At 42.6% G+C, this 23,053-nt stretch carries 19 protein-coding genes and 1 pseudogene; 15 read left to right on the top strand and 5 right to left on the bottom strand.

Translation table 11 applies throughout. The features are described from left to right. Nucleotides 1-1,182, top strand: a complete 1,182-nt coding sequence (gene icd / locus IYQ92_RS06465; protein WP_195675911.1) for an NADP-dependent isocitrate dehydrogenase — start codon at nt 1-3, stop codon at nt 1,180-1,182. 98 nt (nt 1,183-1,280) lie between these two features. Here the strand turns inward: icd and IYQ92_RS06460 are convergent. The 3 genes and pseudogenes from IYQ92_RS06460 to IYQ92_RS06450 all read right to left on the bottom strand — a co-directional run bounded on the left by IYQ92_RS06460 (nt 1,281) and on the right by IYQ92_RS06450 (nt 4,559). After that, nucleotides 1,281-1,895, bottom strand: a pseudogene (locus IYQ92_RS06460) (VanZ family protein). 373 nt (nt 1,896-2,268) lie between these two features. Continuing rightward, a complete protein-coding gene (locus tag IYQ92_RS06455) occupies nt 2,269-3,009 on the bottom strand; it encodes an amino acid ABC transporter ATP-binding protein (protein ID WP_195675910.1) in 741 nt (246 codons plus the stop codon). Then, nucleotides 3,009-4,559 (bottom strand): ABC transporter substrate-binding protein/permease, encoded by a 1,551-nt coding sequence (locus IYQ92_RS06450; RefSeq protein ID WP_195675909.1) that lies wholly within the window; start codon nt 4,557-4,559, stop codon nt 3,009-3,011. Before IYQ92_RS06450 ends, IYQ92_RS06455 begins: the two co-directional genes overlap by 1 nt. Nucleotides 4,560-4,697: 138 nt before the next feature. Between IYQ92_RS06450 and IYQ92_RS06445 the strand changes: the two genes are divergently transcribed. The 9 genes from IYQ92_RS06445 (at nt 4,698) to sufB (ending at nt 14,898) form a co-directional block, all read left to right on the top strand. After that, on the top strand, nt 4,698-6,587 hold the full coding sequence (locus IYQ92_RS06445) for a DUF2207 domain-containing protein (protein WP_195675908.1): 1,890 nt from the start codon (nt 4,698-4,700) through the stop codon (nt 6,585-6,587). 86 nt (nt 6,588-6,673) lie between these two features. After that, a complete protein-coding gene (locus IYQ92_RS06440; RefSeq protein ID WP_195675907.1) occupies nt 6,674-7,513 on the top strand; it encodes an undecaprenyl-diphosphate phosphatase in 840 nt (279 codons plus the stop codon). A gap of 129 nt (nt 7,514-7,642) precedes the next feature. Further along, on the top strand, nt 7,643-8,395 hold the full coding sequence (mecA, locus tag IYQ92_RS06435) for an adaptor protein MecA (RefSeq protein WP_195675906.1): 753 nt from the start codon (nt 7,643-7,645) through the stop codon (nt 8,393-8,395). Between the two features lies 1 nt (nt 8,396). After that, on the top strand, nt 8,397-9,560 hold the full coding sequence (locus IYQ92_RS06430; protein ID WP_195675905.1) for a glycosyltransferase family 4 protein: 1,164 nt from the start codon (nt 8,397-8,399) through the stop codon (nt 9,558-9,560). Nucleotides 9,561-9,700: 140 nt separating this feature from the next. Continuing rightward, nucleotides 9,701-10,471 (top strand): Fe-S cluster assembly ATPase SufC, encoded by a 771-nt coding sequence (sufC, locus tag IYQ92_RS06425; RefSeq protein WP_195675904.1) that lies wholly within the window; start codon nt 9,701-9,703, stop codon nt 10,469-10,471. A 35-nt stretch (nt 10,472-10,506) separates the two neighbouring features. Further along, nucleotides 10,507-11,769 carry a Fe-S cluster assembly protein SufD gene (gene sufD / locus IYQ92_RS06420; protein WP_195675903.1) on the top strand — a complete coding sequence of 421 codons (1,263 nt, stop codon included), beginning with the start codon at nt 10,507-10,509 and terminating at the stop codon, nt 11,767-11,769. A gap of 1 nt (nt 11,770) precedes the next feature. Next, nucleotides 11,771-13,003: a cysteine desulfurase gene (locus IYQ92_RS06415; protein ID WP_195675902.1), complete on the top strand. Its 1,233-nt coding sequence runs from the start codon at nt 11,771-11,773 to the stop codon at nt 13,001-13,003. Further along, entirely contained in the window at nt 12,990-13,424 is a 435-nt protein-coding gene (gene sufU, locus IYQ92_RS06410) for a Fe-S cluster assembly sulfur transfer protein SufU (protein WP_195675901.1), read from the top strand. Before IYQ92_RS06415 ends, sufU begins: the two co-directional genes overlap by 14 nt. Before the next feature lie 55 nt (nt 13,425-13,479). After that, on the top strand, nt 13,480-14,898 hold the full coding sequence (gene sufB, locus IYQ92_RS06405) for a Fe-S cluster assembly protein SufB (RefSeq protein ID WP_195675900.1): 1,419 nt from the start codon (nt 13,480-13,482) through the stop codon (nt 14,896-14,898). A 440-nt stretch (nt 14,899-15,338) separates the two neighbouring features. Here sufB and pbp3 read toward each other — a convergent pair whose 3' ends face one another. Further along, nucleotides 15,339-16,571, bottom strand: coding sequence for a D-alanyl-D-alanine carboxypeptidase PBP3 (gene pbp3 / locus IYQ92_RS06400; protein WP_195675899.1), 1,233 nt, complete (start codon nt 16,569-16,571; stop codon nt 15,339-15,341). A 254-nt stretch (nt 16,572-16,825) separates the two neighbouring features. On the opposite strand from pbp3, the gene IYQ92_RS06395 reads away from it, so the two are divergent. The 5 genes from IYQ92_RS06395 to IYQ92_RS06375 all read left to right on the top strand — a co-directional run bounded on the left by IYQ92_RS06395 (nt 16,826) and on the right by IYQ92_RS06375 (nt 22,542). Continuing rightward, nucleotides 16,826-18,475 carry a peptide ABC transporter substrate-binding protein gene (locus IYQ92_RS06395; RefSeq protein ID WP_195675898.1) on the top strand — a complete coding sequence of 550 codons (1,650 nt, stop codon included), beginning with the start codon at nt 16,826-16,828 and terminating at the stop codon, nt 18,473-18,475. Between the two features lie 120 nt (nt 18,476-18,595). Further along, nucleotides 18,596-19,510: an ABC transporter permease gene (locus IYQ92_RS06390; protein ID WP_195675897.1), complete on the top strand. Its 915-nt coding sequence runs from the start codon at nt 18,596-18,598 to the stop codon at nt 19,508-19,510. 10 nt (nt 19,511-19,520) lie between these two features. Continuing rightward, on the top strand, nt 19,521-20,552 hold the full coding sequence (locus IYQ92_RS06385) for an ABC transporter permease (protein ID WP_195675896.1): 1,032 nt from the start codon (nt 19,521-19,523) through the stop codon (nt 20,550-20,552). Between the two features lie 11 nt (nt 20,553-20,563). Continuing rightward, the gene (locus IYQ92_RS06380) at nt 20,564-21,610 is read left to right on the top strand and encodes an ABC transporter ATP-binding protein (RefSeq protein WP_195675895.1); all 1,047 of its coding nucleotides are present in this window, start codon (nt 20,564-20,566) and stop codon (nt 21,608-21,610) included. Then, entirely contained in the window at nt 21,610-22,542 is a 933-nt protein-coding gene (locus tag IYQ92_RS06375) for an ABC transporter ATP-binding protein (RefSeq protein WP_195675894.1), read from the top strand. Before IYQ92_RS06380 ends, IYQ92_RS06375 begins: the two co-directional genes overlap by 1 nt. A gap of 152 nt (nt 22,543-22,694) precedes the next feature. Here the strand turns inward: IYQ92_RS06375 and IYQ92_RS06370 are convergent. Next, nucleotides 22,695-23,053: transposase (locus IYQ92_RS06370; RefSeq protein ID WP_195675893.1), on the bottom strand; the 359-nt coding region annotated here is incomplete at its 5' end.

Below are 23,053 nucleotides of genomic sequence, written 5' to 3'. Positions count from 1 at the left end.
ATGGCAGATAAGATTTTCATGAAAGAAGGACTTTTGCAGGTTCCCAATCACCCAATCATTTCTTATATTGAAGGCGATGGTGTCGGTCAGGATATTTGGAAAAATGTTCAAAAGATTGTGGATAGGGCGGTGGCAAAGGCTTACGCTGATGAGCGTTCTATTGCTTGGCAGGAGGTTTTGGCGGGTGAAAAAGCTGTCGCCTTGACCGGACAATCTTTGCCGGCTAAAACCCTAGAAACCATCAAAGAGGATTTGGTCGCTATCAAGGGTCCCCTAGGAACGCCTGTTGGTCAAGGCATGCGTTCGCTCAATGTCGCCCTTCGTCAGGAATTAGACTTGTTTGCCTGCGTCCGTCCTATCCGCTATTTTGACGGAGTTCCAAGTCCTCTGAAAGAGCCTGAAAAGACCAGCGTCACTATCTTTCGAGAAAATACCGAGGATATTTATGCTGGTATTGAGTGGGAAAAAGGAACGGCTGAAGTGGCTAAGGTCATTGATTTCCTTCAAAATGAGATGAGTGTTTCAAAAATCCGTTTTCCAGAAAGTTCTGCAATCGGGATTAAGCCGATTTCGCAAGAAGGGTCTGAACGCCTTATTCGCTCTGCTATTCAGTATGCGCTAGAGAACAAATTGACGACGGTTACGCTGGTTCATAAGGGCAATATTCAGAAGTTCACCGAAGGTGGTTTTCGCAAGTGGGGCTACGAATTGGCTGAACGTGAGTTCGCGACAGAACTTGCTGATGGTCGCCTAGTCATCAACGACATTATCGCCGATAATTTCTTACAACAGATTTTGCTCAATCCTGATAAATTTCAAGTGGTGGCTCTGACCAATCTCAACGGTGACTATGCTAGCGATGCGGTTGCTGCTCAGGTGGGAGGAATCGGTATTTCACCAGGTGCTAATATCAATTACACAACAGGTCACGCCATCTTCGAAGCGACGCACGGCACGGCGCCAGATATCGCAGGGCAAAATAAGGCCAATCCTTGCTCCCTTCTCTTGTCAGCTGTTATGATGCTAGATTACTTGGGCTGGAAAGAGGCTGGCGCTCTCATCATAAGAGCTGTAGAGGAAACCTTAAAGGCTGGTCAGGTGACCGCCGATTTCGCCCAACTAACAGGGCAAGAAGGCTTATCAACGTCAGCTTTTTCTGAAAAGATTATTGACAAATTTTAGACAAAATAAAGAGGAAGTCGCTATGATTTCCTCTCTTTGGTTTTAGTGATATTGCTGTAAAAATTGCTTGCGCTTTTGAAGGTTGACTGGGGCTAATTTCACATCAAAAAATGATTTGTATCGGTGACAAGATGCTTGCGCAGCCATTTTTCAAAAAAGAAATGGTGCAAGAGGCTTCCGATGAGGATGCTTGCTAGGTTGAGGGTGATGTCGCCTAAATCGAAGACGCCAAGGTGGAAGACGTATTGGCAGCTTTCAACAAGGAGCAAGACCAGAAATGATAGGAAGAGATTTTCCTTGCTTGGGACAAAGAGGCAGCCGAGGGGGATGAACATAAGCAGGTTCATCACAGGGACAAAGCGGCTACCGCTTTTTATCTCGCCAATGAAAGATAGGGGATTTAAAGAATAACCCTGTACCCCGATGTTTTTGAAGAAGAGAACATAGAGCAAAAGCAAGCCGTAGAGGAAGTAGGAGACCATGAGGGTCTTGCTAGTAATCTGCCTAGTGTAGACCAGATGAAAGAGGATAAAAGTGAAGTAGGTCAGCAGAATGGTGATGATGGCATTCAAAGCTAAGGCGAAGGTCATGCCGTAAGATGAGATGTAATGTGCATAAGTGGCAAGAAAGCTATCGTAAAACTACTTTGAAAGGATAAAGGAGAAGTTGATGAAAAGGATGTTGAGTAGACTTCTTTTTGGTGATACTGTCATGGTTTTAGACCTCCTTATCGTGGTATGGAGCTGTGAGTTCAGCTTGTTATGGTGTAGAAAATCAAAAGCTAGTCCTTTGTAAAGGAGTGGCTAGTTCCTGTCGCTGTCGGCGAGGGGGATTCTTTTTTCCGGTTTAGGTCGTCGCATGATGCGAGAGGGACTCTTTTTTGGGGCTTAGGCTGTCGCTTTAAGCGAAGGACACTTCATTTTTCAGTTCAAATAGAGGTATCAGATTGATTTAAAGTTAGAAAACTGAAGCTATTTCACAAATAAAAAGAATTTGTGATTTTCTATGTTTCTCCCAGTATAACCATAATAACTTAAAAAGGTATTAAAAAATCGCCACCAAGCTGGTGACGATGTCGATTAAATCTTATTTGAGGAAACGTTGCAAGAAAATCTTGGTACGTTCGTGAGTTGGGTGTTCGAAGAGCTGTTCAGGACTGCCTTCTTCAGCGATGACACCTTGTTCCATGAAGATGACACGGTCTGAGACTTCTTTAGCGAAGTCCATTTCGTGGGTCACGATAATCATGGTCAAGCCTGATTTAGCCAAGTCTTTCATGGCTTTGAGCACTTCGCCGACCATTTCTGGGTCAAGGGCTGAGGTTGGCTCGTCAAAGAGCATGGCTTCTGGATTGACAGAGAGGGCGCGGGCGATGGCCACACGTTGTTTTTGCCCACCAGATAGCTGTTTTGGCTTAGCCTTCCAGTATTGCTCAGTCATGCCGACGGCGTTGAGGTTTTCTTTAGCAATGGCTTCCGCTTCGCTGCGTGAGCGTTTGAGAACAGTAGTCTGTGCAACGATGGCATTTTCCAAAACATTGAGGTTTTCAAAGAGATTGAAAGATTGGAAGACCATGCCCAGCTTTTCACGATATTCGGTCAGATTGTAGCCTTTTTCCAGAACATTTTGACCGTGGAAGAGAATTTCTCCGCCACTTGGTTCTTCCAAGAGGTTGATAGAACGTAGAAGCGTTGATTTCCCAGAACCAGAAGACCCGATGATGGAGATAACTTCCCCCTTGTTGACAGAAAGAGAAATGTCTTTCAAAACCTCGTTTTTACCGTAGGATTTCTTCAAATGTTTGATTTCTAAAATGGTATCAGTCATTAGTTGTTTCCTCCGATATTTGTATAGTTATCTTGGTCAAAACGACGTTCTACATAACGCAAGATACGTGTGACAGTGAAGGTCAGAACGAAGTAGATGACAGCGATAATGAAGAAGGTTTGGAAGTATTGGTAGGTTTGTGTTGCTACCGTATTACCAGAGAAGTAAAGTTCGACAACGGAAATAACGTTCAATACAGACGTATCCTTGATGTTGATGACGAACTCGTTACCAGTGGCAGGGAGAATGTTGCGGATAACCTGCGGAAGGACAATCTTGCGCATGGTTTGATTATGAGTGAAACCAAGAGCAGTTGCGGCTTCAAATTGTCCATTATCAACTGCGAAGATACCACCACGCACGATTTCGCTCATGTAAGCCCCTGTGTTGATTGAAACGATGAAGATGGCGGCAATGGTGCGGTCAAGCGAGATACCAAAGGCTTGCGCAGTCCCATAGTAGATGACCATAGCTTGTACAATCATAGGTGTACCGCGGAAAACTTCGATGTAGATGTTAAGCAACCAACCAAAGGCTTTTTGAAGAATAGCTAGCGCTTTGTTGGTAGCTTTTGGAGCAGTACGATAGACACCAATCAAGAGACCGATAATCAGACCGACCACTGTACCGATGATAGAGATGAGTAGGGTGATTCCAGTCCCACGAAGGAATTGTTGCCAGTTACCTTTGAGGATTGTCACCACTTGTGAGAAGAAGCCAGCTGATTCAGCTTTATCGTCAGTTGTTGATGGTTGCTCAGTAATCATCTTATCCATCAATTTCAAGCGTGCTGAACTTGAGATGGTTGCAAGAACGGTGTTGACTTGGCTGATACGTGCATCGTTTTTACGCATACCAACTGCGATAGCGGTGTCTGACTCAGACGTCTTGAAGCCGCTAGCTTCTGTCAATTCAACCATTTTCAATTTCTTGTTGGCTGTTTGAGCGGATGTCGCATCAGGACGTTCAGAGACGTAGGCATCGATAACGCCAGATTCAACAGCCTGACGAAGCTGGTTGAAATCTCCCATGGCAACCTGTTTGTCAACGCCCTTGATTTGGTCAATTAGGTCGTAAAGGTAAACCCCTTGTTGGGCTGACACTTTAGCACCTTTGAAGTCTTGGATGCTTTTAGCCTTGGCGTATTTACCATTGGCATTGACAACCAAGGTTGGGATTGAAGTGTAGTAGGCATCTGAGAAGGCAATTTGTTTTTTACGTTCTTCAGTTGGGCTCATACCAGCGATAATCATGTCGATTTTGCCAGAAGTAAGGGCAGGAACAAGTCCATCCCACTTGGTTTTAACGACAAGAGGCTTCTTGCCCATTGCTTTAGCGATTTTTTTAGCTACTTGCACATCGTAACCGTTGGCGTATTGGTTAGTACCTTCGATTTTTACAGCACCGTTTGAGCTATCATTTTGTGTCCAGTTAAATGGCGCGTAGGCGGCTTCCATTCCGACACGGAGGTATTCATCTGCTTGAGCGCTAGTCATGCCACCAAAGGCAATGAGCAGAGCAGTGAATAAGCCCAGAAACATTTTTTTCATTGAAAAACTCCTATTAGATTGTTATCCCATTTATTTTACAAGAAATCAGGTATGATTTCAATATAATAGTGTTGAAAGTAAGCGGTTGAATGTATTTTTATGATAAAATAGTATAAAAAAAGAAAATTGGAGTAGTATATGAAAAGGATTTGGATGATTATTTGTTCTTGTCTCTTTCTCTGGATGCCAAGTGTCTGGGCAGATGAAGTGGATTATAGCATTCCTAATTATGAAGGCAATTTGGTCATTCATGAGGATAATTCAGCTGATTTTGTGGAGACGGTCACCTATCATTTTGACAGCGACTACAAGGGGCAAATTTTAACCTTGGGGAAGGCTGGGAAGCTACCAAAAGGTTTTTCTATTGAGGAAAATCCAGAAGTCACTGCCAAGGTTAATAACCGCTCGGCTGACATCAGAACTGAAGTTTCTGATTTGGGAGACGGCTATCAAGCTAAAATCTATAACAGCGGTCGCGATGGAGACAAGGTGGTCGTGCGTGTTCATTGGAAGCTAAAGCAAATTCTCCAGGCTTATCAAGACATCGCAGAGCTCAATTGGATTCCCATTAGTGACTGGGACGAAACCTTGCGTAAGGTCGATTTCACGGTGACAACGGATAAGTCTTTTAGTAAGTCAAAACTTTGGGTGCACCGAGGCTACTTTTCACCAACAACTAACATTTCTCTAAGTGGCAATAGCTATCGCTTCAGTAGTCAAAACGTTTCAGGACAATTAGAGATTCATGCTTACTGGGACAAGGGAATATTGTCTTCAAACTTACTATCTTCCAAAACAGGTTTGAAGCAGGTTCTGGCGGTTGAGGAAAGTATTCGTTTGGGTCAAGAAAAGCGAAATCAGTTCTACAAAGTTCTCTTACCGAGTGTCGGGGCTGTTCTTCTGGTTCTTGGAGGAATCATCCATCTGCGTTTTCGTCGCTGGGTCAATCCTTTTGGAAAAGACAGCAAGCATCTGCATCTCTATGAATACCCTCAGGATTTAGCACCTCTAGTTCTTGCAGAAGCCGTTTATGACTTGAATCTCAGCTATCCTGGTAGAAGTAGTCTTGCTGACCAGTCCATTTCTTTTGAACGCATGATTCAAGCTAGCCTGCTAGACTTGATTGACCGCAAGGCTTTGGCCTTAGAAGAGGTGTCTGGAAAGGTTTATTTGAAGCGTCAAGATGCTGTCGCTGTGTCAGCTTTTGAAGATGACCTGATAAGTATGGCTCTGGGAAGAGACGGTTCTTGCGCCCTAGATAATTTATTTGAAGACTACCAATTCGACGATAATCGCGTAAAAACACTGAAAAAACAATATTCAGGGTCTGAATTGGAAAATCATCTCAATCAACTCGGAGATTCCTTCACCAGCCGTTACGAACGACAATTGGAAAAGATTGACCGTTCGGTTGACCGCGAAATCAAGACACTTGGTCTGGAATCTCTTTATCGAGAGGTTTCAAGGAAAGAGCACTCTATGGCCTGGGTTTCTGGAGTGAGTTTTGTTCTGGTGGTGCTTCTATGCCTCTTTGCAGGCGGTTATATGGCCATGAAGGGGCAGGCGATTTTCAACCTTTACTTGTTTGAATTTGTGCTGGCGCTTGTCGGAGCTGTTCTAACTTTTCAATTTAGCAAACCTTACCTTGACCATGGTGTCTTGACGGCTGAGGGACAACTTACGGCTAAAGCCTGGGTGGGCTTTGTCAATATGCTGCGCGACATCAATTCTTTCGACCGTGTGGACTTGGAAGGCGTAGTGGTCTGGAATCGTATTTTAGTCTATGCCACTTTGTTTGGCTATGCCAAACAGGTTGAACAGTATTTAACAGTTCATCAGATTAGTTTGCCACAAGATTTTGATTTGGCTTATCACCAAACGGCAGCTATTATTGGAGTGCGCAGTGGTTTGATGACGCAGTCCTTCACCAGTGCAACAAGTGCTTCACATTTTTCTGTTTCTACGAGTGGTTCTTCAGGCGGTGGCTTCTCTGGAGGCGGAGGTGGAGGAGGTGGCGGTGCTTTCTAAATCAGCGCAGTCATTTTTCCAAAATACCCCTGTCGGTCTACTCAAAAGTCTGATATAATAGAGAAAATAAATATCGAGGAGTTATCATGTTATTAGTTGAATTGCTCAAGGCGCTCTTTTTAGGGATTGTCGAGGGAATTACCGAGTGGTTGCCCGTGTCAAGTACAGGTCACTTGATTTTGGTGCAAGAATTCATGAAATTGAACCAAAGCAAATCCTTCGTTGATATGTTCAATATCATCATCCAGCTGGGCGCTATCATGGCAGTTATCGTCATCTACTTTAAACGCTTGAACCCATTCCAGCCTGGAAAGACAGCTAAGGAAGTTCGTCTGACTTGGCAGTTGTGGTTGAAGGTTGTTATTGCTTGTATTCCGTCAATCTTGATTGCGGTGCCGCTTGATGATTGGTTTGAAGCGCATTTTAACTTCATGTTGCCGATTTCTATCGCTCTTATTGTTTATGGGATTGCCTTTATTTGGATTGAAAAGCGTAATGCGACCGTATCTCCAAAAGTGACTGAGCTTGCTCGCATGTCTTACAAAACTGCCTTCTTGATTGGTTGCTTCCAAGTTTTGAGTATCGTTCCAGGTACCAGCCGTTCAGGAGCGACTATCCTTGGAGCTATCATCCTTGGTACCAGCCGTTCGGTAGCAGCAGATTTTACCTTCTTCTTGGCTATTCCGACCATGTTTGGTTACAGTGGCTTGAAGGCTGTTAAATTCTTCCTAGACGGCAACGTCTTGACGATGAACCAAGTCTTGATTCTCTTGGTAGCAAGTGTCACAGCCTTTGTTGTCAGCTTGCACGCCATCCGCTTCTTGACAGATTACGTTAAAAAACACGACTTCACCATTTTTGGGAAATATCGTATCGTTCTCGGTAGCATTTTGATTGTTTACTGGCTAGTGAAGTTGTTCTTATAAGATAAGAAAGTCTTGGATGTGATTCAAGGCTTTTTTTGCATTTTTAGAGCAATAGCTTGCGCTGGAAATTGCTAAAAGTTCTCTTTTTAGATATAATGGACTTTGATGACTCGTGCGAGGTAGATAGAAATGGAAATGAAACAAATTAGCGAAACAACGCTGAAAATTACAATCAGTATGGAAGATTTAGCCGACCGTGGCATGGAATTGAAGGATTTCTTGATTCCTCAAGAAAAGACAGAAGAATTCTTCTATGCTGTCATGGATGAATTGGACCTTCCAGATAATTTCAAAAATAGTGGTATGCTTAGCTTCCGTGTGACACCAAGAAAAGACCGTATTGACGTCTTTGTCACTAAATCAGAATTGGACAAGGATTTGAATTTGGAAGATTTGTCTGACCTAGGTGATATTTCAAAAATGTCTCCAGAAGACTTTTTCAAAACTTTAGAGCAATCTATGCTATCAAAAGGTGACACTGAGGCTCACGAAAAACTGGGTAAAATCGAAGAAATGATGGATCAGGCAGCCACCGAAGCAGCAAAAGAGGCTGTCGAAGAAGTTGAAGCAGAGCGTAACGAAAACTTAGAGTATGTGCACTATGTCTTTGATTTCCCGACCTTGGAAGCGACAATTGCCTTTTCAAAAGCTGTGGACTTTCCAGTCGAAGCGTCAGAACTTTACAAGACAACTGACGGCTACTATATGACGGTCCTATTGAGCTTAGAAAATCAGCCATCTTATTTTTCAAACCTCATGTATGCTCGCATGTTGGAGCATGCCAACGTCGGTACCAAAACACGTGCCTATTTACAAGAACACGCCCTTCAACTCATCGTTGATGATGCGGTAGCCAAATTGCAAATGATAGAGTTGGTTTAATATGGTTCCATTTACAATCGAATATGTTTTTGTCTTGATAGGCGCCTTTTTACTATCTATCGTCTTGACGCCTATTGTTCGCTTCATGGCTTTTCGAGTAGGAGCAGTTGATAAGCCCAATGCCCGTCGCATCAATAAAAAACCGATGCCGAGCAGTGGTGGGATTGCCATCTTCCTCTCTTTCTTGATTAGCACTCTTATTTTCATGCCATTGGCAACGGGGAAACATAGTTTTCCCATATCTTACTTTCACTATATTTTGCCAGTTGTCTTTGGTGCTTTGATTGTGACCGCGACAGGTTTTATCGATGATATCTATGAACTCAAGCCCAAGTCTAAGATGCTGGGAATTGTTGCTGGTGCAGTCGTTGTCTGGGCTTTTACGGACTTCCGTTTTGACAGCTTCAAGATACCCTTTGGTGGTCCTTTCTTAGAATTTGGACCGATTCTGACCTTCTTTTTGACAGTCATTTGGATTATTTCCATCACCAATGCTATCAACCTGATTGATGGTTTGGATGGCTTAGTCAGTGGGGTCTCCATCATCAGTCTTTTGACCATGGCCATTGTCTCTTATTTCTTCCTTCCTAAGGTTGACTTCTTCCTGACTTTGACCATTGTTGTGCTCATGGCTTCTATCATTGGTTTCTTCCCTTACAATTACCACCCGGCTATCATCTACCTGGGCGATGCGGGAGCCCTCTTTATCGGCTTTATGATTGGGGTCCTGTCGCTTCAGGGTTTGAAAAATTCAACGGCTGTCGCTGTTTTGACACCAGTGATTATTTTGGGAGTTCCGATTTTAGACACAGTTGTGGCTATCATCCGAAGAAAATTATCGGGCCGACCAATTTCAGAAGCTGACAAAATGCATTTACACCATCGCCTCCTGTCAATGGGATTTACCCACCGTGGAGCGGTTCTAGTAGTTTACGGCATTGCCATCGTCTTCTCTCTGATAGCTCTGCTATTAAATGTATCTAGCCGACTTGGTGGTATTTTACTTCTAGTAGGTCTGCTTTTCACCATGGAAATCTTCATCGAAGGTCTAGAAATTTGGGGAGAACATCGTACACCGCTCTTCAATATGCTGAAATTCATTGGAAATAGCGACTATCGTCAGGCAACCCTTCTCAGGTGGAAGACTAAAAATTCCAAACATTAAAAAACAAAACGTTTTCATTGCAGATAAATAAAACAAGAGAATAGAAAGCTATTCTCTTTTTTGTTATACTTATTCTAAATAAGTATGAAAATTACTGGTCATGTGACCAGTTGCTTAGGTTTATATAGAAGGAGTGTACAATGTCTGTACTTGAAATAAAAAATCTTCACGTGTCTATCGAAGACAAAGAAATTCTTAAAGGTCTTAACCTGACTTTGAAAACAGGTGAAATCGCAGCCATCATGGGACCAAACGGGACTGGTAAATCAACCTTATCAGCAGCCATCATGGGTAACCCAAACTATGAAGTCACAGAAGGAGAAATCCTTTTTGACGGTCAAAATATCTTGGACTTGGAAGTTGACGAACGCGCACGTCTAGGACTTTTCCTTGCCATGCAATACCCATCAGAAATTCCAGGAATTACCAACGCTGAATTTATCCGCGCAGCTATGAACGCAGGCAAGGAAGACGATGAAAAAATCTCTGTTCGTGACTTCATCATGAAATTAGATGAAAAAATGGAACTTCTTGGCATGAAGGAAGAAATGGCAGAGCGTTACCTCAACGAAGGTTTCTCAGGTGGTGAGAAAAAACGTAACGAAATTCTTCAATTACTCATGCTTGAACCCAAATTTGCCCTTCTTGACGAAATTGACTCAGGTCTTGACATTGATGCCCTCAAGGTTGTTTCAAAAGGCGTCAACGCCATGCGTGGTGAAGGTTTTGGTGCCATGATTATCACCCACTACCAACGTCTGCTTAACTACATCACACCAGATGTGGTGCATATCATGATGGATGGTCGTGTTGTTCTTACAGGTGGTCCAGAATTAGCTGCTCGTCTTGAAAAAGAAGGTTATGCACAAGTGGCTGAAGAGCTTGGTTTAGAGTATAACGAAGAAGTCTAATTTGTCACTTCGACTAGATAGAAAAGAGGTAACAAATGTCTAAAGAATCAATTTTAAACTTCTCACAAGCCAAAGGAGAACCAGCCTGGTTGCAAGACCTTCGTCTCTCTTCTTTTGACAAAATGGCAGAGATCGACTTACCACATATCGAGCGCGTGAAATTCCACCGTTGGGACTTAGGAGACGGTACTATTGCTGAAAATGAAGCGTCAGCTAATGTCCCAGACTTCACAGCCCTCGGTGACAATCCAAAACTCGTTCAAGTCGGTACGCAAACGGTTCTTGAACAAGTCCCAATGGACCTTCTCAATCAAGGTGTGTTTTTCACAGATTTTCAATCAGCACTTGAAGAGATTCCAGAAGTTGTAGAAGCTCATTTCGGTAAAGCGCGTCCAGTTGATGAAGATAAATTGGCTGCTTATCATACCGCTTATTTCAATAGCGGAGCTGTTCTCTATGTGCCAGACAATGTTGAGATTGACCAGCCGGTAGAAGGTCTTTTCTACCATGATAGCACATCGGCTGTACCATTTAACAAACACGTCCTTATCGTCGTTGGTAAAAATGCTAAATTGACTTACTTGGAACGTTTTGAGTCAATCGGAAACGGTGCTGAAAAAGCTAGTGCTAATATCTCAGTGGAAATTATCGCTGGCGCTGGTAGCCAAGTCAAGTTCTCAGCTATCGACCGCCTTGGCGAGCACGTGACAACTTACATCAGTCGTCGTGCTCGTCATGGTGCTGATGCCACTGTTGATTGGGCACTCGGTGTCATGAATGAAGGTAATGTCATCGCCGACTTTGACTCAGATTTGGTTGGCAATGGTAGTCATGCCAGCCTAAAAGCCGTCGCTGTCTCATCAGGTCGTCAAGTCCAAGGGATTGATACACGTGTCACTAACTATGGTAGCAACTCTGTCGGTCATATCCTCCAACACGGTGTTATTTTAGAACGTGGAACCCTTACTTTCAACGGTATTGGTCACATCATCAAAGGTGCTAAAGGTGCAGATGCTCAACAAGAATCTCGTGTTCTCATGTTGTCAGATAAGGCGCGTTCAGATGCCAACCCAATCCTTTTGATTGACGAAAATGATGTCACAGCAGGTCACGCAGCTTCAATTGGTCAGGTTGACCCAGAGGACCTTTACTACTTGATGAGTCGTGGGCTCGACCAAAAAACAGCGGAGCAATTGGTCATCCGAGGATTCTTGGGAACAGTTATTACTGAAATCCCCGTTAAAGAAGTGCGTGACGAAATGATTGCAGTAATCGATACGAAATTGGAAAAACGCTAATATGGTAGAAATAGACACTTATAAAATCAGACAAGATTTTCCCATTCTTGACCAGTTAGTTAATGATGAACCGCTTGTTTATTTGGACAATGCAGCGACGACTCAAAAACCGCGCCAAGTTTTGGAAGTCTTGCAGGCTTATTACGAAAATGATAATGCCAATGTTCACCGAGGTGTGCACACTTTAGCAGAACGTGCGACAGCTGAATATGAAGCTGCCCGTGAAAAAGCGCGATCATTTATCAATGCCAAATCAACCAAGGAAGTCCTCTTCACCCGTGGGACAACAACTGGTCTTAATTGGGTGGCTCGCTTTGCGGAGTCAGTCCTTAAAGAAGGTGATGAAGTCTTGATTTCGGTCATGGAACACCATTCTAATATTATTCCTTGGCAACAGGCTTGTCAAAAGACAGGTGCTAAGCTGGTCTACGCCTACCTCAAGGATGGAGCGCTTGACCTGGACGACCTTTACAGCAAGTTGTCAGACAAGACCAAGTTTGTCAGCCTAGCTCATGTGTCAAATGTCCTAGGTTGCATCAATCCAGTTAAGGAAATTGCAGAGCAGGCTCATAAGTTTGGCGCCTACATGGTTGTTGACGGTGCCCAATCAGCACCTCACATGACCATTGATGTGCAAGATTTGGATTGTGATTTCTTCGCCCTCTCTGGTCACAAGATGCTTGGTCCAACAGGCATCGGGGTCCTCTACGGCAAGGAAGAAGTCCTCAACCTCATGTCACCTGTTGAATTCGGCGGTGAAATGATTGACTTCGTTTACGAGCAGGAAGCGACTTGGAAAGAGTTGCCTTGGAAGTTCGAGGCGGGTACGTCAAATATCGCTGGCGCTATTGCTTTAGGAGCTGCTTTTGATTACTTGTTAGAAGTAGGGATGGATGCCATTCATCAGCATGAGCAGGAATTAGTAGCCTATGTCCTCCCTAAATTGCAAGCTATCGACGGTTTGACCGTTTACGGACCGGCTGACGCTGATAAACATGCTGGGGTAATCGCCTTTAATTTGGAAGGTTTACATCCTCATGATGTGGCGACAGCTATGGACTACGAAGGAGTTGCAGTGCGTGCAGGACATCACTGTGCCCAACCGCTTATCAATCACCTCGGTATCCATTCAGCAGCCCGCGCTAGCTTTTATATTTACAATACCAAAGAAGATTGCGACAAATTAGTTGAAGCAATTCTTAAAACCAAGGAGTTTTTCAATGGCACTCTCTAGACTAGATAGCCTTTATATGGCAGTGGTGGCTGACCACTCAAAAAATCCTCATCATCATGGTTTTTTAGAAGATGTAGAACAAATTCAGCTCAACAATCCAACCTGTGGTGATGTCATCTCCTTATCAGTCAAATTTGACGGAGACAAGATTACAGACATTGCCTTTGCAGGCGACGGTTGTACCATCTCAACAGCATCATCAAGCATGATGACGGATGCAGTCCTTGGTAAATCCAAAGAAGAAGCGCTAGCTTTGGCAGACGTCTTCTCAAACATGGTACAAGGTGCCAAAGACCCAGCTCAAAAAGACCTCGGTGATGCCGAATTCTTGGCTGGCGTTTCAAAATTCCCTCAACGCATCAAATGCGCCACACTCTCTTGGAATGCTTTGAAAAAAGCCATCGAAAGAGACGGAGAATAAAAACGAGAATGACTCAGGCTAACCTGAGTTCAACACAATAAGAGAAAGGATTCTCATGTCTGAAACAAATGAAAAAGTAGAACCAAAACCGATTGACCTTGGGGAATATAAATTCGGTTTCCATGATGACGTGACGCCACTTTACTCAACTGGTAAAGGGCTTAATGAAGCAGTTGTCCGTGAATTGTCAGCTGCCAAAGGCGAACCCGAATGGATGCTTGACTTCCGTCTCAAATCATTGGAAGCCTTCAACAAAATGCCCATGCAAACTTGGGGACCAGATTTGTCAGATATCAACTTTGATGATATTATCTATTACCAAAAAGCTTCTGACAAACCAGCCCGCGACTGGGAAGACGTTCCTGATAAAATCAAGGAAACCTTTGAACGTATCGGTATTCCAGAAGCAGAACGTGCCTACCTAGCAGGTGCCTCAGCTCAGTACGAGTCAGAAGTGGTCTACCACAACATGAAAGACGAGTATGACAAGTTGGGCATCATCTTCACCGACACCGACTCAGCCCTCAAAGAGTACCCAGAGCTCTTCAAAAAGTATTTTGCTAAGCTAGTTCCTCCGACGGATAATAAATTGGCTGCGCTAAACTCAGCCGTATGGTCTGGCGGAACCTTCATTTACGTGCCTAAGGGTGTTAAGGTAGATATCCCGCTCCAAACGTACTTCCGTATCAACAACGAAAACACAGGACAATTTGAACGTACTCTTATCATCGTTGACGAAGGCGCGAGCGTTCATTATGTCGAAGGCTGTACCGCACCGACTTATTCTTCAAATAGCCTCCACGCAGCTATTGTTGAAATTTTTGCCCTTGATGGGGCTTACATGCGCTATTCAACCATTCAAAACTGGTCAGATAATGTTTATAACTTGGTAACCAAACGCGCGACAGCTAAGAAAAATGCGACGGTCGAATGGATTGACGGTAACCTCGGTGCCAAAACAACCATGAAGTATCCATCTGTTTATCTTGACGGCGAGGGTGCACGTGGTACCATGTTGTCAATCGCCTTTGCCAACAAAGGTCAAGACCAAGACACAGGTGCTAAGATGATTCACAATGCACCTCATACAAGCTCATCAATCGTTTCAAAATCCATTGCCAAAGGTGGCGGTAAAGTGGACTACCGTGGACAAGTCGTTTTCAATAAAGATTCTAAGAAATCTGTCAGCCACATCGAATGTGATACTATCATTATGGACGACTTATCCTCTTCAGATACCATCCCATTCAACGAAATCCACAATTCACAGGTGGCTCTGGAACACGAAGCTAAGGTGTCTAAGATTTCCGAAGAACAACTTTACTACCTCATGAGCCGTGGTCTATCAGAAGCAGAAGCAACTGAAATGATTGTCATGGGATTCGTAGAACCCTTCACCAAAGAACTTCCAATGGAATATGCCGTCGAGCTTAACCGCTTGATTTCATACGAAATGGAAGGCTCAGTTGGATAATTTTTGTCCAAGATGATAAAAAATCTTGATAAACATAAACTCAAAGAGGTCGAGAGAAAAAGTACTCGACCTCTTTTTAGTGGAAACAGATTACTGTTTTCATTGAAATTCAAAAAAAAACAGATTTTTGCTATTTTCTCGGGTAGTGCGTATGCAAGCAATCTCCTTTAACCATATGCTTTAGTACTACTCTCGAGACAGAGTAGTCAATTTACCGTAGTTTTTACTTCACTCTAGAAAAAGTGACGTCGAATAGTGCTATTGCTGACGACTTTTGAGCAAAGTACCCTCGTGTACTATTATTTTGCCCACTTTTGAGAAAAAGTACTCCCGCATACTACTATGTTGACTTCCTGTCGTAAAAAAGTAAACTCAATCAAGCCTTAAAAAGGACTAGGTTCTGTTCATAGAACCCAGTCCTTGATTTCTATATGTCTCACTTAAAGTGCAGTATTGACGTAATTGACGAAATGATTCCACCAAACTTTGAGGAAGAAACTGCGTTTGACTTCTTCTTTAGCGACCATTTTAACGGTTGGGTTTTCTACAAGATAACCACTTCCGACACGATTGTTGTCCACGTAAGTGGCTGTTCCCAAGGTTTGTCCTTTTTTGATAGGAGCAGAAGCATCGCTATATTTGATAGAGACCTTGTTGTCCTTCTTTAGCGATTTTTGCTGAGCAACTTTGAGTGATTTCTGAGCAACTGCGGTGACCGTTTTGGATTTTCCATCTTGGATAGGAGATTTGCTATCTTTATAGGCTTCGCCCTTTGTTAGCACCGTCTGAGGCTCAAAATTATTAGTGATATAATCGAGTATTCCAGCCGTCGCTGTAAAGCGAGCGTAGGTATTGGTATCCGTATTGTCAGCGTGTAAAACGACTGTCAACAAACGCATCCCACTTTCAGTTGATGTAGCTACGAAAGATTGACCAGCCAGTTCAGTCGTTCCAGTTTTTAGACCGTTGACACCATTACGGTAAGCAGGCATGTCAGGTAACATGTAGTTGTAAGTGGTCATGGTAACATCATCGAAGGCTGCTGTCGTTTGGTTGGTGACTTTCAAGATTTCAGGATATTCCGTTACCAAGTGGTAGGCGATAATTGCCATATCCTTGGCACTCATTTTATTTTCATCGTCGGCACTGGAGTTAGGGTAGATGTTGCTACCCAGCATACTATTGTTGAGCCCAGAAGCATTGACCAGATGAGCATCCGTAATCCCCCAACTCTTTAGCTGTTCAGACATTTTATCGACGAAGGCACTCTCAGTTCCAGCGACTTGTTCCGCGAGGGCAATGGCTGCGCTGTTAGCGCTAGCAATCATGGCAGCATCAACCAGTTGGCGAACAGTGTACTGACGCTTCTCCATGGGAACATTACTAGCTTCGGAGTTAGCAGTCAAATCATAAGCGTAATCAGAAATCTTAACATTTGTATTCCAAGACAGACGCTTGGCATCAATTTCTTTGTAAACCATGTAAACGGTCAAAATTTTGGTCAAGGATGCAATCCCAGCAGAAGAATCCGCATCTTTTTCATAGAGAATCTTCCCAGAATTGAGGTCAACAGCAATAGCATGCGCTGCCGAGGCATCAAAATCCTCAGCCAAAGCCACCCCACCGCCAAATAAACTAATGATAACTAGAAAACAAGCAAGTAGACGTTTCATAATAAATTCCTTTGCAGATAATAAACTGTAAACATTATATCACAGACAGTGATGGGAATTAAAAAGAAATTTTTGAAAAAAATTTTCTAAATGAAAAGGCTGTCAAAACACTACTAACTAAAGACTTTTGACCGTTTTTAGGTCTGATTTTTAAAAAATATTCTCAAAATTTAGGTAAATAGAGTATTATTTTAAGAAAAATTTATGCTATAATATAACTTATTAAAATATTAAAAAAATATAGGAGATTAGCTATGGCTAAAAAGAATCGTTCATGGCGTCGCATTAGTGCGGGTGCCCTTGTCCTTGCTTCAGTAGTTGCAGTAGCTGCTCAAGCAAGTACAGCCTCTGCAGCTTCAAAGAAAGAAATCAACTGGTACACACCAACTGATATCAACACTTTGGATATTTCAAAAAATACAGATACTTATTCTACAATCGCTATTGGTAATTCAGGAAGTAACCTTCTTCGTATCGATAAAAATGGTAAAGCACAACCTGACTTGGCGAAAAAACTTGAAATCTCAAAAGATGGTTTGACTTATACAGCCACTCTTCGTGACAACCTTAAATGGTCTGACGGAAGTGACTTGACAGCTAAAGACTTTGTTTACACATGGCAACGTATTGTTAACCCTGAAACAGCTTCAGAGTACGCTTACCTTGCTACAGATGCTCACGTTTTGAACGCTGACAAGATTAACTCAGGCGAAATTAAAGACTTGTCACAACTTGGTGTTAAAGCTGAGGGTAACAAAGTTATCTTCACATTGACAAGCCCATCACCACAATTCAAATACTTCTTGGCATTCGCAAACTTTATGCCACAAAAAGAAGAAGTTGTTAAACAATACGGTAAAGATTACGCAACAGCGTCTAAATATCAAGTTTACTCAGGTCCATACACTGTAACAGGTTGGAATGGTTCAAACGGTAAATTTACCCTTAAGAAAAACAAATACTATTGGAATGCTAAAAACGTTAAAACAAACACTGTAAACGTTCAAACTGTTAAAAAACCTGATACAGCTGTACAAATGTACAAACGTGGTGAGTTAGACTACGCTAACATATCAGGAACATCAGCAATCTACCAAGCAAACTCAAGCAACAAAGATGCTGTTGCTATCAATGAAGCAACAACAGCTTACATGGTTTACAACCAAACTGGTAGCGTTAAAGGATTGGATAACACTAAAATCCGTCAAGCCCTTAACCTTGCAACTGACCGTAAAGGTATTGTAAGTGCCGCTGTTGATACAGGTTCAAAAGCCGCTACTGGTTTTGCTCCAACGGCTCTTGCTAAATTGGAAGATGGTACAGACCTTGCTAAATACGTAGCTCCTGGTTACTCATACAACAAGAAAAAAGCTGCTAAACTCTTCAAAGAAGGTTTGAAAGAAGCAGGTTTGTCAAAACTTAAAGTTACTATCACTGCTGACTCAGATTCACCTGCAGCTAAAAACGCAGTTGACTACATCAAATCAACTTGGGAAGCTGCTCTTCCTGGTTTGACAGTCGAAGAAAAATTCGTAACCTTCAAACAACGTCTTGAAGATACTAAGAACCAAAACTTCGACGTAGCCGTTGTTCTTTGGGGTGGTGACTATCCAGAAGGATCAACATTCTACAGCTTGTTCAAATCCGATGCTTCATACAACTACGGTAAATTCAAGAGCGATGCTTACGATGCAGTATTAACTAAAGCTGTAACAACAGACGCTCAAGATACAGATGCCGCAGCAGCAGACTACAAAGAAGCTGAAAAAGTTCTTTACGACAACGCAGCATACAACCCACTTTACTTCCGTAGCGGTAAAGGTTTGCAAAACTCAAGCCTTAAAGGACTTGTTCGTAACACAACAGGTTTGAGTGTAGACTTTACACACGCTTATAAAAAATAATCTGTCTCATTAACAGATCACATGATTGCAAGAATTGGCAGTAACCAATTCTTGCTTTTGTTGAAAGGAGAAGTTCATCTTTTCCCTTCAACAAAAGCAAATAAATAAAGGAAAACTCATATGCTTAAGTACATTCTTAAACGTGTTGCTATCTTGCTAGTGACACTTTGGGTCGTTATCACCCTTTCGTTCTTCCTCATGCAAATCCTCCCAGGGACACCCTACAACAATCCTAAGTTGACGGATGATATGATTGCTTTGCTTAACAAGCAATATGGTTTGGACAAACCAGTTTGGCAACAATACCTCACTTACTTGTGGAATGCCCTTCATGGAGATTTCGGGACAAGTTACCAATCGGTTAACCAACCCGTATCACGCATGATTTCACAACGTCTTGGTGTCTCTGTTCACCTTGGTATCCAAGCTTTGGTCTTTGGTGTTATCGGTGGTATCATTGTCGGTGCTATCTCAGCTCGTCACAAAAATGATAAAATTGACGCTATCTTGAGTGTTATTTCAACACTTGGTATCTCAATGCCATCATTCATCATCGGTCTATTGCTTCTTGACTATTTTGGTTTCAAATGGGGAATTGCTCCGCTTTCAGGTTGGGGAACATTTGGCAAAACTATCTTGCCATCATTGGCTCTTGGTTTGCCAACCCTAGCGCAAGTGTCACGTTTCTTCCGTAGTGAAATGATTGAAACACTCAACACAGACTATATCCAATTAGCTCGTTCTAAAGGGATGACAATGCGTCAAGTAACAACTAGACACGCCTATCGTAACTCAATGATTCCAGTCTTGACTCTCATCGGTCCATTAGCTGCAGGTCTTTTGACCGGTTCAGCCTTGATTGAGCAAATTTTCTCAATCCCAGGAATCGGGCAACAGTTTGTATCATCAATCCCTACAAAAGACTACCCAGTTATTATGGGAACAACTATCGTCTACGCCGTTATGCTTATGGTGGCTATCTTGGTTACTGATATCGTTATCAGTCTCGTAGATCCACGCGTTCGCTTGCAATAAGGAGAAGTTCATGGCAGATAAAAATAGAACATTCCAACTTGTTGGTGCTGGTTCAAGCAGTGCCCAAGAAAAAATCGAAAAGCCAGCTCTTTCATTCATGCAAGATGCATGGCGTCGTCTTAAGAAAAATAAACTAGCCGTTGTGTCACTTTGGTTCTTAGGTCTGTTGATTGTCTTTTCAATGGCATCAACCATCTTTATCCCACAAAAGAGTGCCAACAGCTTCGATTCAAAAGCCGTTACAACTTACCGTAACCTTCCACCAAAATTGAGTGACAACCTTCCGTTCTGGAATGGTAAAATCAAATATTCAGGTAATACTGAATCAACTGATGCCTACAAAGCACAAAGTGTTCCAAAAAATAAAAAATTCATCATGGGAACAGACAGCCTTGGTCGTAGCCTCGGAAAACGTATTATCGTTGGTATCCGTATTTCCCTTCTAGTTGCTATTGCTGCAACTTTGATTGACTTGATTTTTGGGGTTACCTATGGTTTGATTTCAGGTTATATCGGAGGCCGTACCGATACCTTCATGCAACGTGTTGTTGAGGTCATCTCATCAATCCCTAACTTGGTTATCGTTACCATGCTTGGTTTGGTTCTCGGAAACGGGATTACAGCCATCGTTATCTCAATTGCCTTCACGGGTTGGACATCAATGGCGCGTCAAGTTCGTAATTTGACCCTCTCATACCGTGAACGTGAGTTTGTTTTGGCTTCTCGCTCACTTGGTGAAAGCCCATTGAAGATTGCTTTCCGTCACATTTTGCCAAACATTTCAGGGATTATCATCGTCCAAATCATGATGACTATTCCAAGTGCCATCATGTACGAAGCAGTGCTTTCAGCCATCAACTTAGGGGTTAAACCACCGACAGCATCACTTGGTTCATTGATTTCAGATGCCCAAGAAAACTTGCAATACTATCCATATCAAGTAATGCTCCCAGCCCTTGCTTTGGTTGTCATTGCCCTTGCTTTCATCCTTCTTGGAGATGGCTTGCGCGATGCCTTTGACCCTAAATCTAGCAACGATTAGGAGGAACTAACATGACTAAAGAAACTATCTTAAGTGTCAAAAATTTACATGTGGACTTCCATACCTATGCTGGTGATGTGAAGGCTATCCGCGACGTTAATTTTGATTTAAAAGAAGGGGAAACCCTTGCTATCGTGGGGGAGTCTGGTTCCGGAAAATCCGTTACTACTCGTACCATTATCGGACTTAACGCTAAAAATTCAGAAATCACTGGAGAAATCAATTTCAAAGGTCGTAATTTGAACGAGCTTAGTGAAAGTGAATGGGTAAAAATTCGTGGAAATGAAATCTCAATGATTTTCCAAGACCCAATGACCAGCCTTGACCCAACCATGAAAATTGGTTTGCAAATTGCCGAACCAATCATGATTCACGAAAAAATTTCTAAAAAAGAAGCCCTTGAACGAGCTCTCGAATTGATGAAGAATGTCGGTATTCCAAATGCCGAAGAACACCTCAATGACTACCCACACCAATGGTCTGGTGGTATGCGCCAACGTGCCGTTATCGCCGTTGCTCTTGCAGCTAACCCAGAAATTCTGATTGCTGATGAGCCAACAACAGCTCTTGACGTTACCATTCAAGCGCAAATTCTTCACTTGATGAAAGAAATTCAAAAAGAACGCCATTCATCAATCATCTTCATTACCCACGACCTTGGTGTCGTAGCTGGTATGGCAGACCGCGTTGCGGTAATGTATGCTGGTAAAATCATTGAGTATGGAACCGTTGATGAGGTTTTCTACAACCCACAACACCCATACACTTGGGGACTCCTAAACTCAATGCCAACCACAGACACAGAATCTGGTAGCTTGGAATCAATTCCAGGAACACCACCAGACCTCTTGAACCCACCTAAAGGTGATGCCTTTGCAGCTCGTAATGAATTTGCCTTGGACATCGACCATGAAGAAGAACCACCAATGTTCAAAGTGTCAGACACGCATTATGCAGCAACATGGTTGCTAGATGAACGTGCACCTAAAGTAACACCACCACTCCCAATTCAAAAACGCTGGGCTAAGTGGAAAAAAATGGAAGGGAAGAAAGCTTAATGACTGAAAATCGTAAAAAATTAGTTGAAGTCAAAAACGTTTCTTTGACCTTCAATAAAGGAAAATCCAACGAAGTTAAAGCTATTGATAATGTCAGCTTTGACATCTACGAAGGTGAAGTTTTCGGGCTTGTTGGAGAATCAGGCTCAGGGAAAACAACCGTTGGCCGTGCTATCTTGAAACTTTATGATATCAACGAGGGGGAAATTATCTTTAACGGTGAAAAAGTGTCTCACCTTAAAGGTAAAGCACTTCACGGCTTCCGTAAGGACGCTCAGATGATTTTCCAAGACCCACAAGCTAGTCTTAACGGTCGTATGAAAATCCGTGATATTGTCGCAGAAGGCCTTGATATCCATAAGTTGGTAAAAACTAAAGAAGAACGCGATGCGAAAGTCCAAGAATTGCTTGATTTAGTTGGTTTGAACAAAGACCACTTAACACGCTACCCACATGAATTCTCAGGTGGACAACGTCAACGTATTGGGATTGCGCGTGCGCTAGCTGTTGAACCCAAATTCATCATCGCCGACGAACCAATCTCAGCTCTTGATGTTTCAATCCAGGCGCAGGTTGTCAATTTGATGCAAAAATTGCAACATGAACAAGGTTTGACTTACCTCTTCATCGCTCACGATTTGTCAATGGTTAAATACATTTCAGACCGTATTGGTGTTATGCACTGGGGTAAAATTTTGGAAATTGGAACATCAGACGATGTTTACAACAATCCAATCCACCCATACACTAAGAGTTTACTTTCAGCTATTCCTGAACCAGACCCTGAAAAAGAACGCGCCCGTGTTCACTACGCTTACGATCCAACTATGGAGCAAGATGGTCAAGAACGCGAAATGCGTGAAATCACACCAGGTCACTTCGTATTATCAACAGCAGCAGAAGCTGAAGAGTACAAAAAGAACTTGAAATAATGAGCTAGAGCAAGCCTAGGACAAAAAGATTCTTATTTTTAAAATTCTGTACAAATAGTTATCAGTAGATTGATTAACTAACAATAAAACGAACAATATGAGGCTATTTAATTTAAAAAGGCTCATTGTCAACTGTAGTGGGTGATTTATCACTAACATCTAGAGAGAATCAGATTGGTTCTCTCTATTTTGATGTTCAAAGCGATGAGAATTTTTGTTTTAAAGTTCTTGAAGTTTCGAAAGCCGAAAGCTTGACGCTTAATGTCCTTGATGAGTTTGTTAGTAGCTTCTAGCTTGGCGTTAGAATAAGGGAGCTCCAGGGCGTTTGCGATGTAGGGGTTGTATTTTTTGAAGGTCTTAAAGACAGTTGAAAAAGCAGGATTAACAAAGGGAAGGTTGTCGTCAATCAGTGCCATAAAATGGTCGGTATTCTTCTCTTGAAAATGGAATAATAAGAGTTGATACAGCTCATAGTAATAGCGGAGCTCCTCCGAGAAGTCTAGGATTTTCT

The sequence above is a fragment of the Streptococcus sp. HF-1907 genome (genome assembly GCF_015594605.1).
GTDB lineage: Bacteria > Bacillota > Bacilli > Lactobacillales > Streptococcaceae > Streptococcus.
The sequence above is the reverse complement of the archived record's forward strand: the minus strand, read 5'-3'. Positions and strand labels throughout refer to the sequence as shown.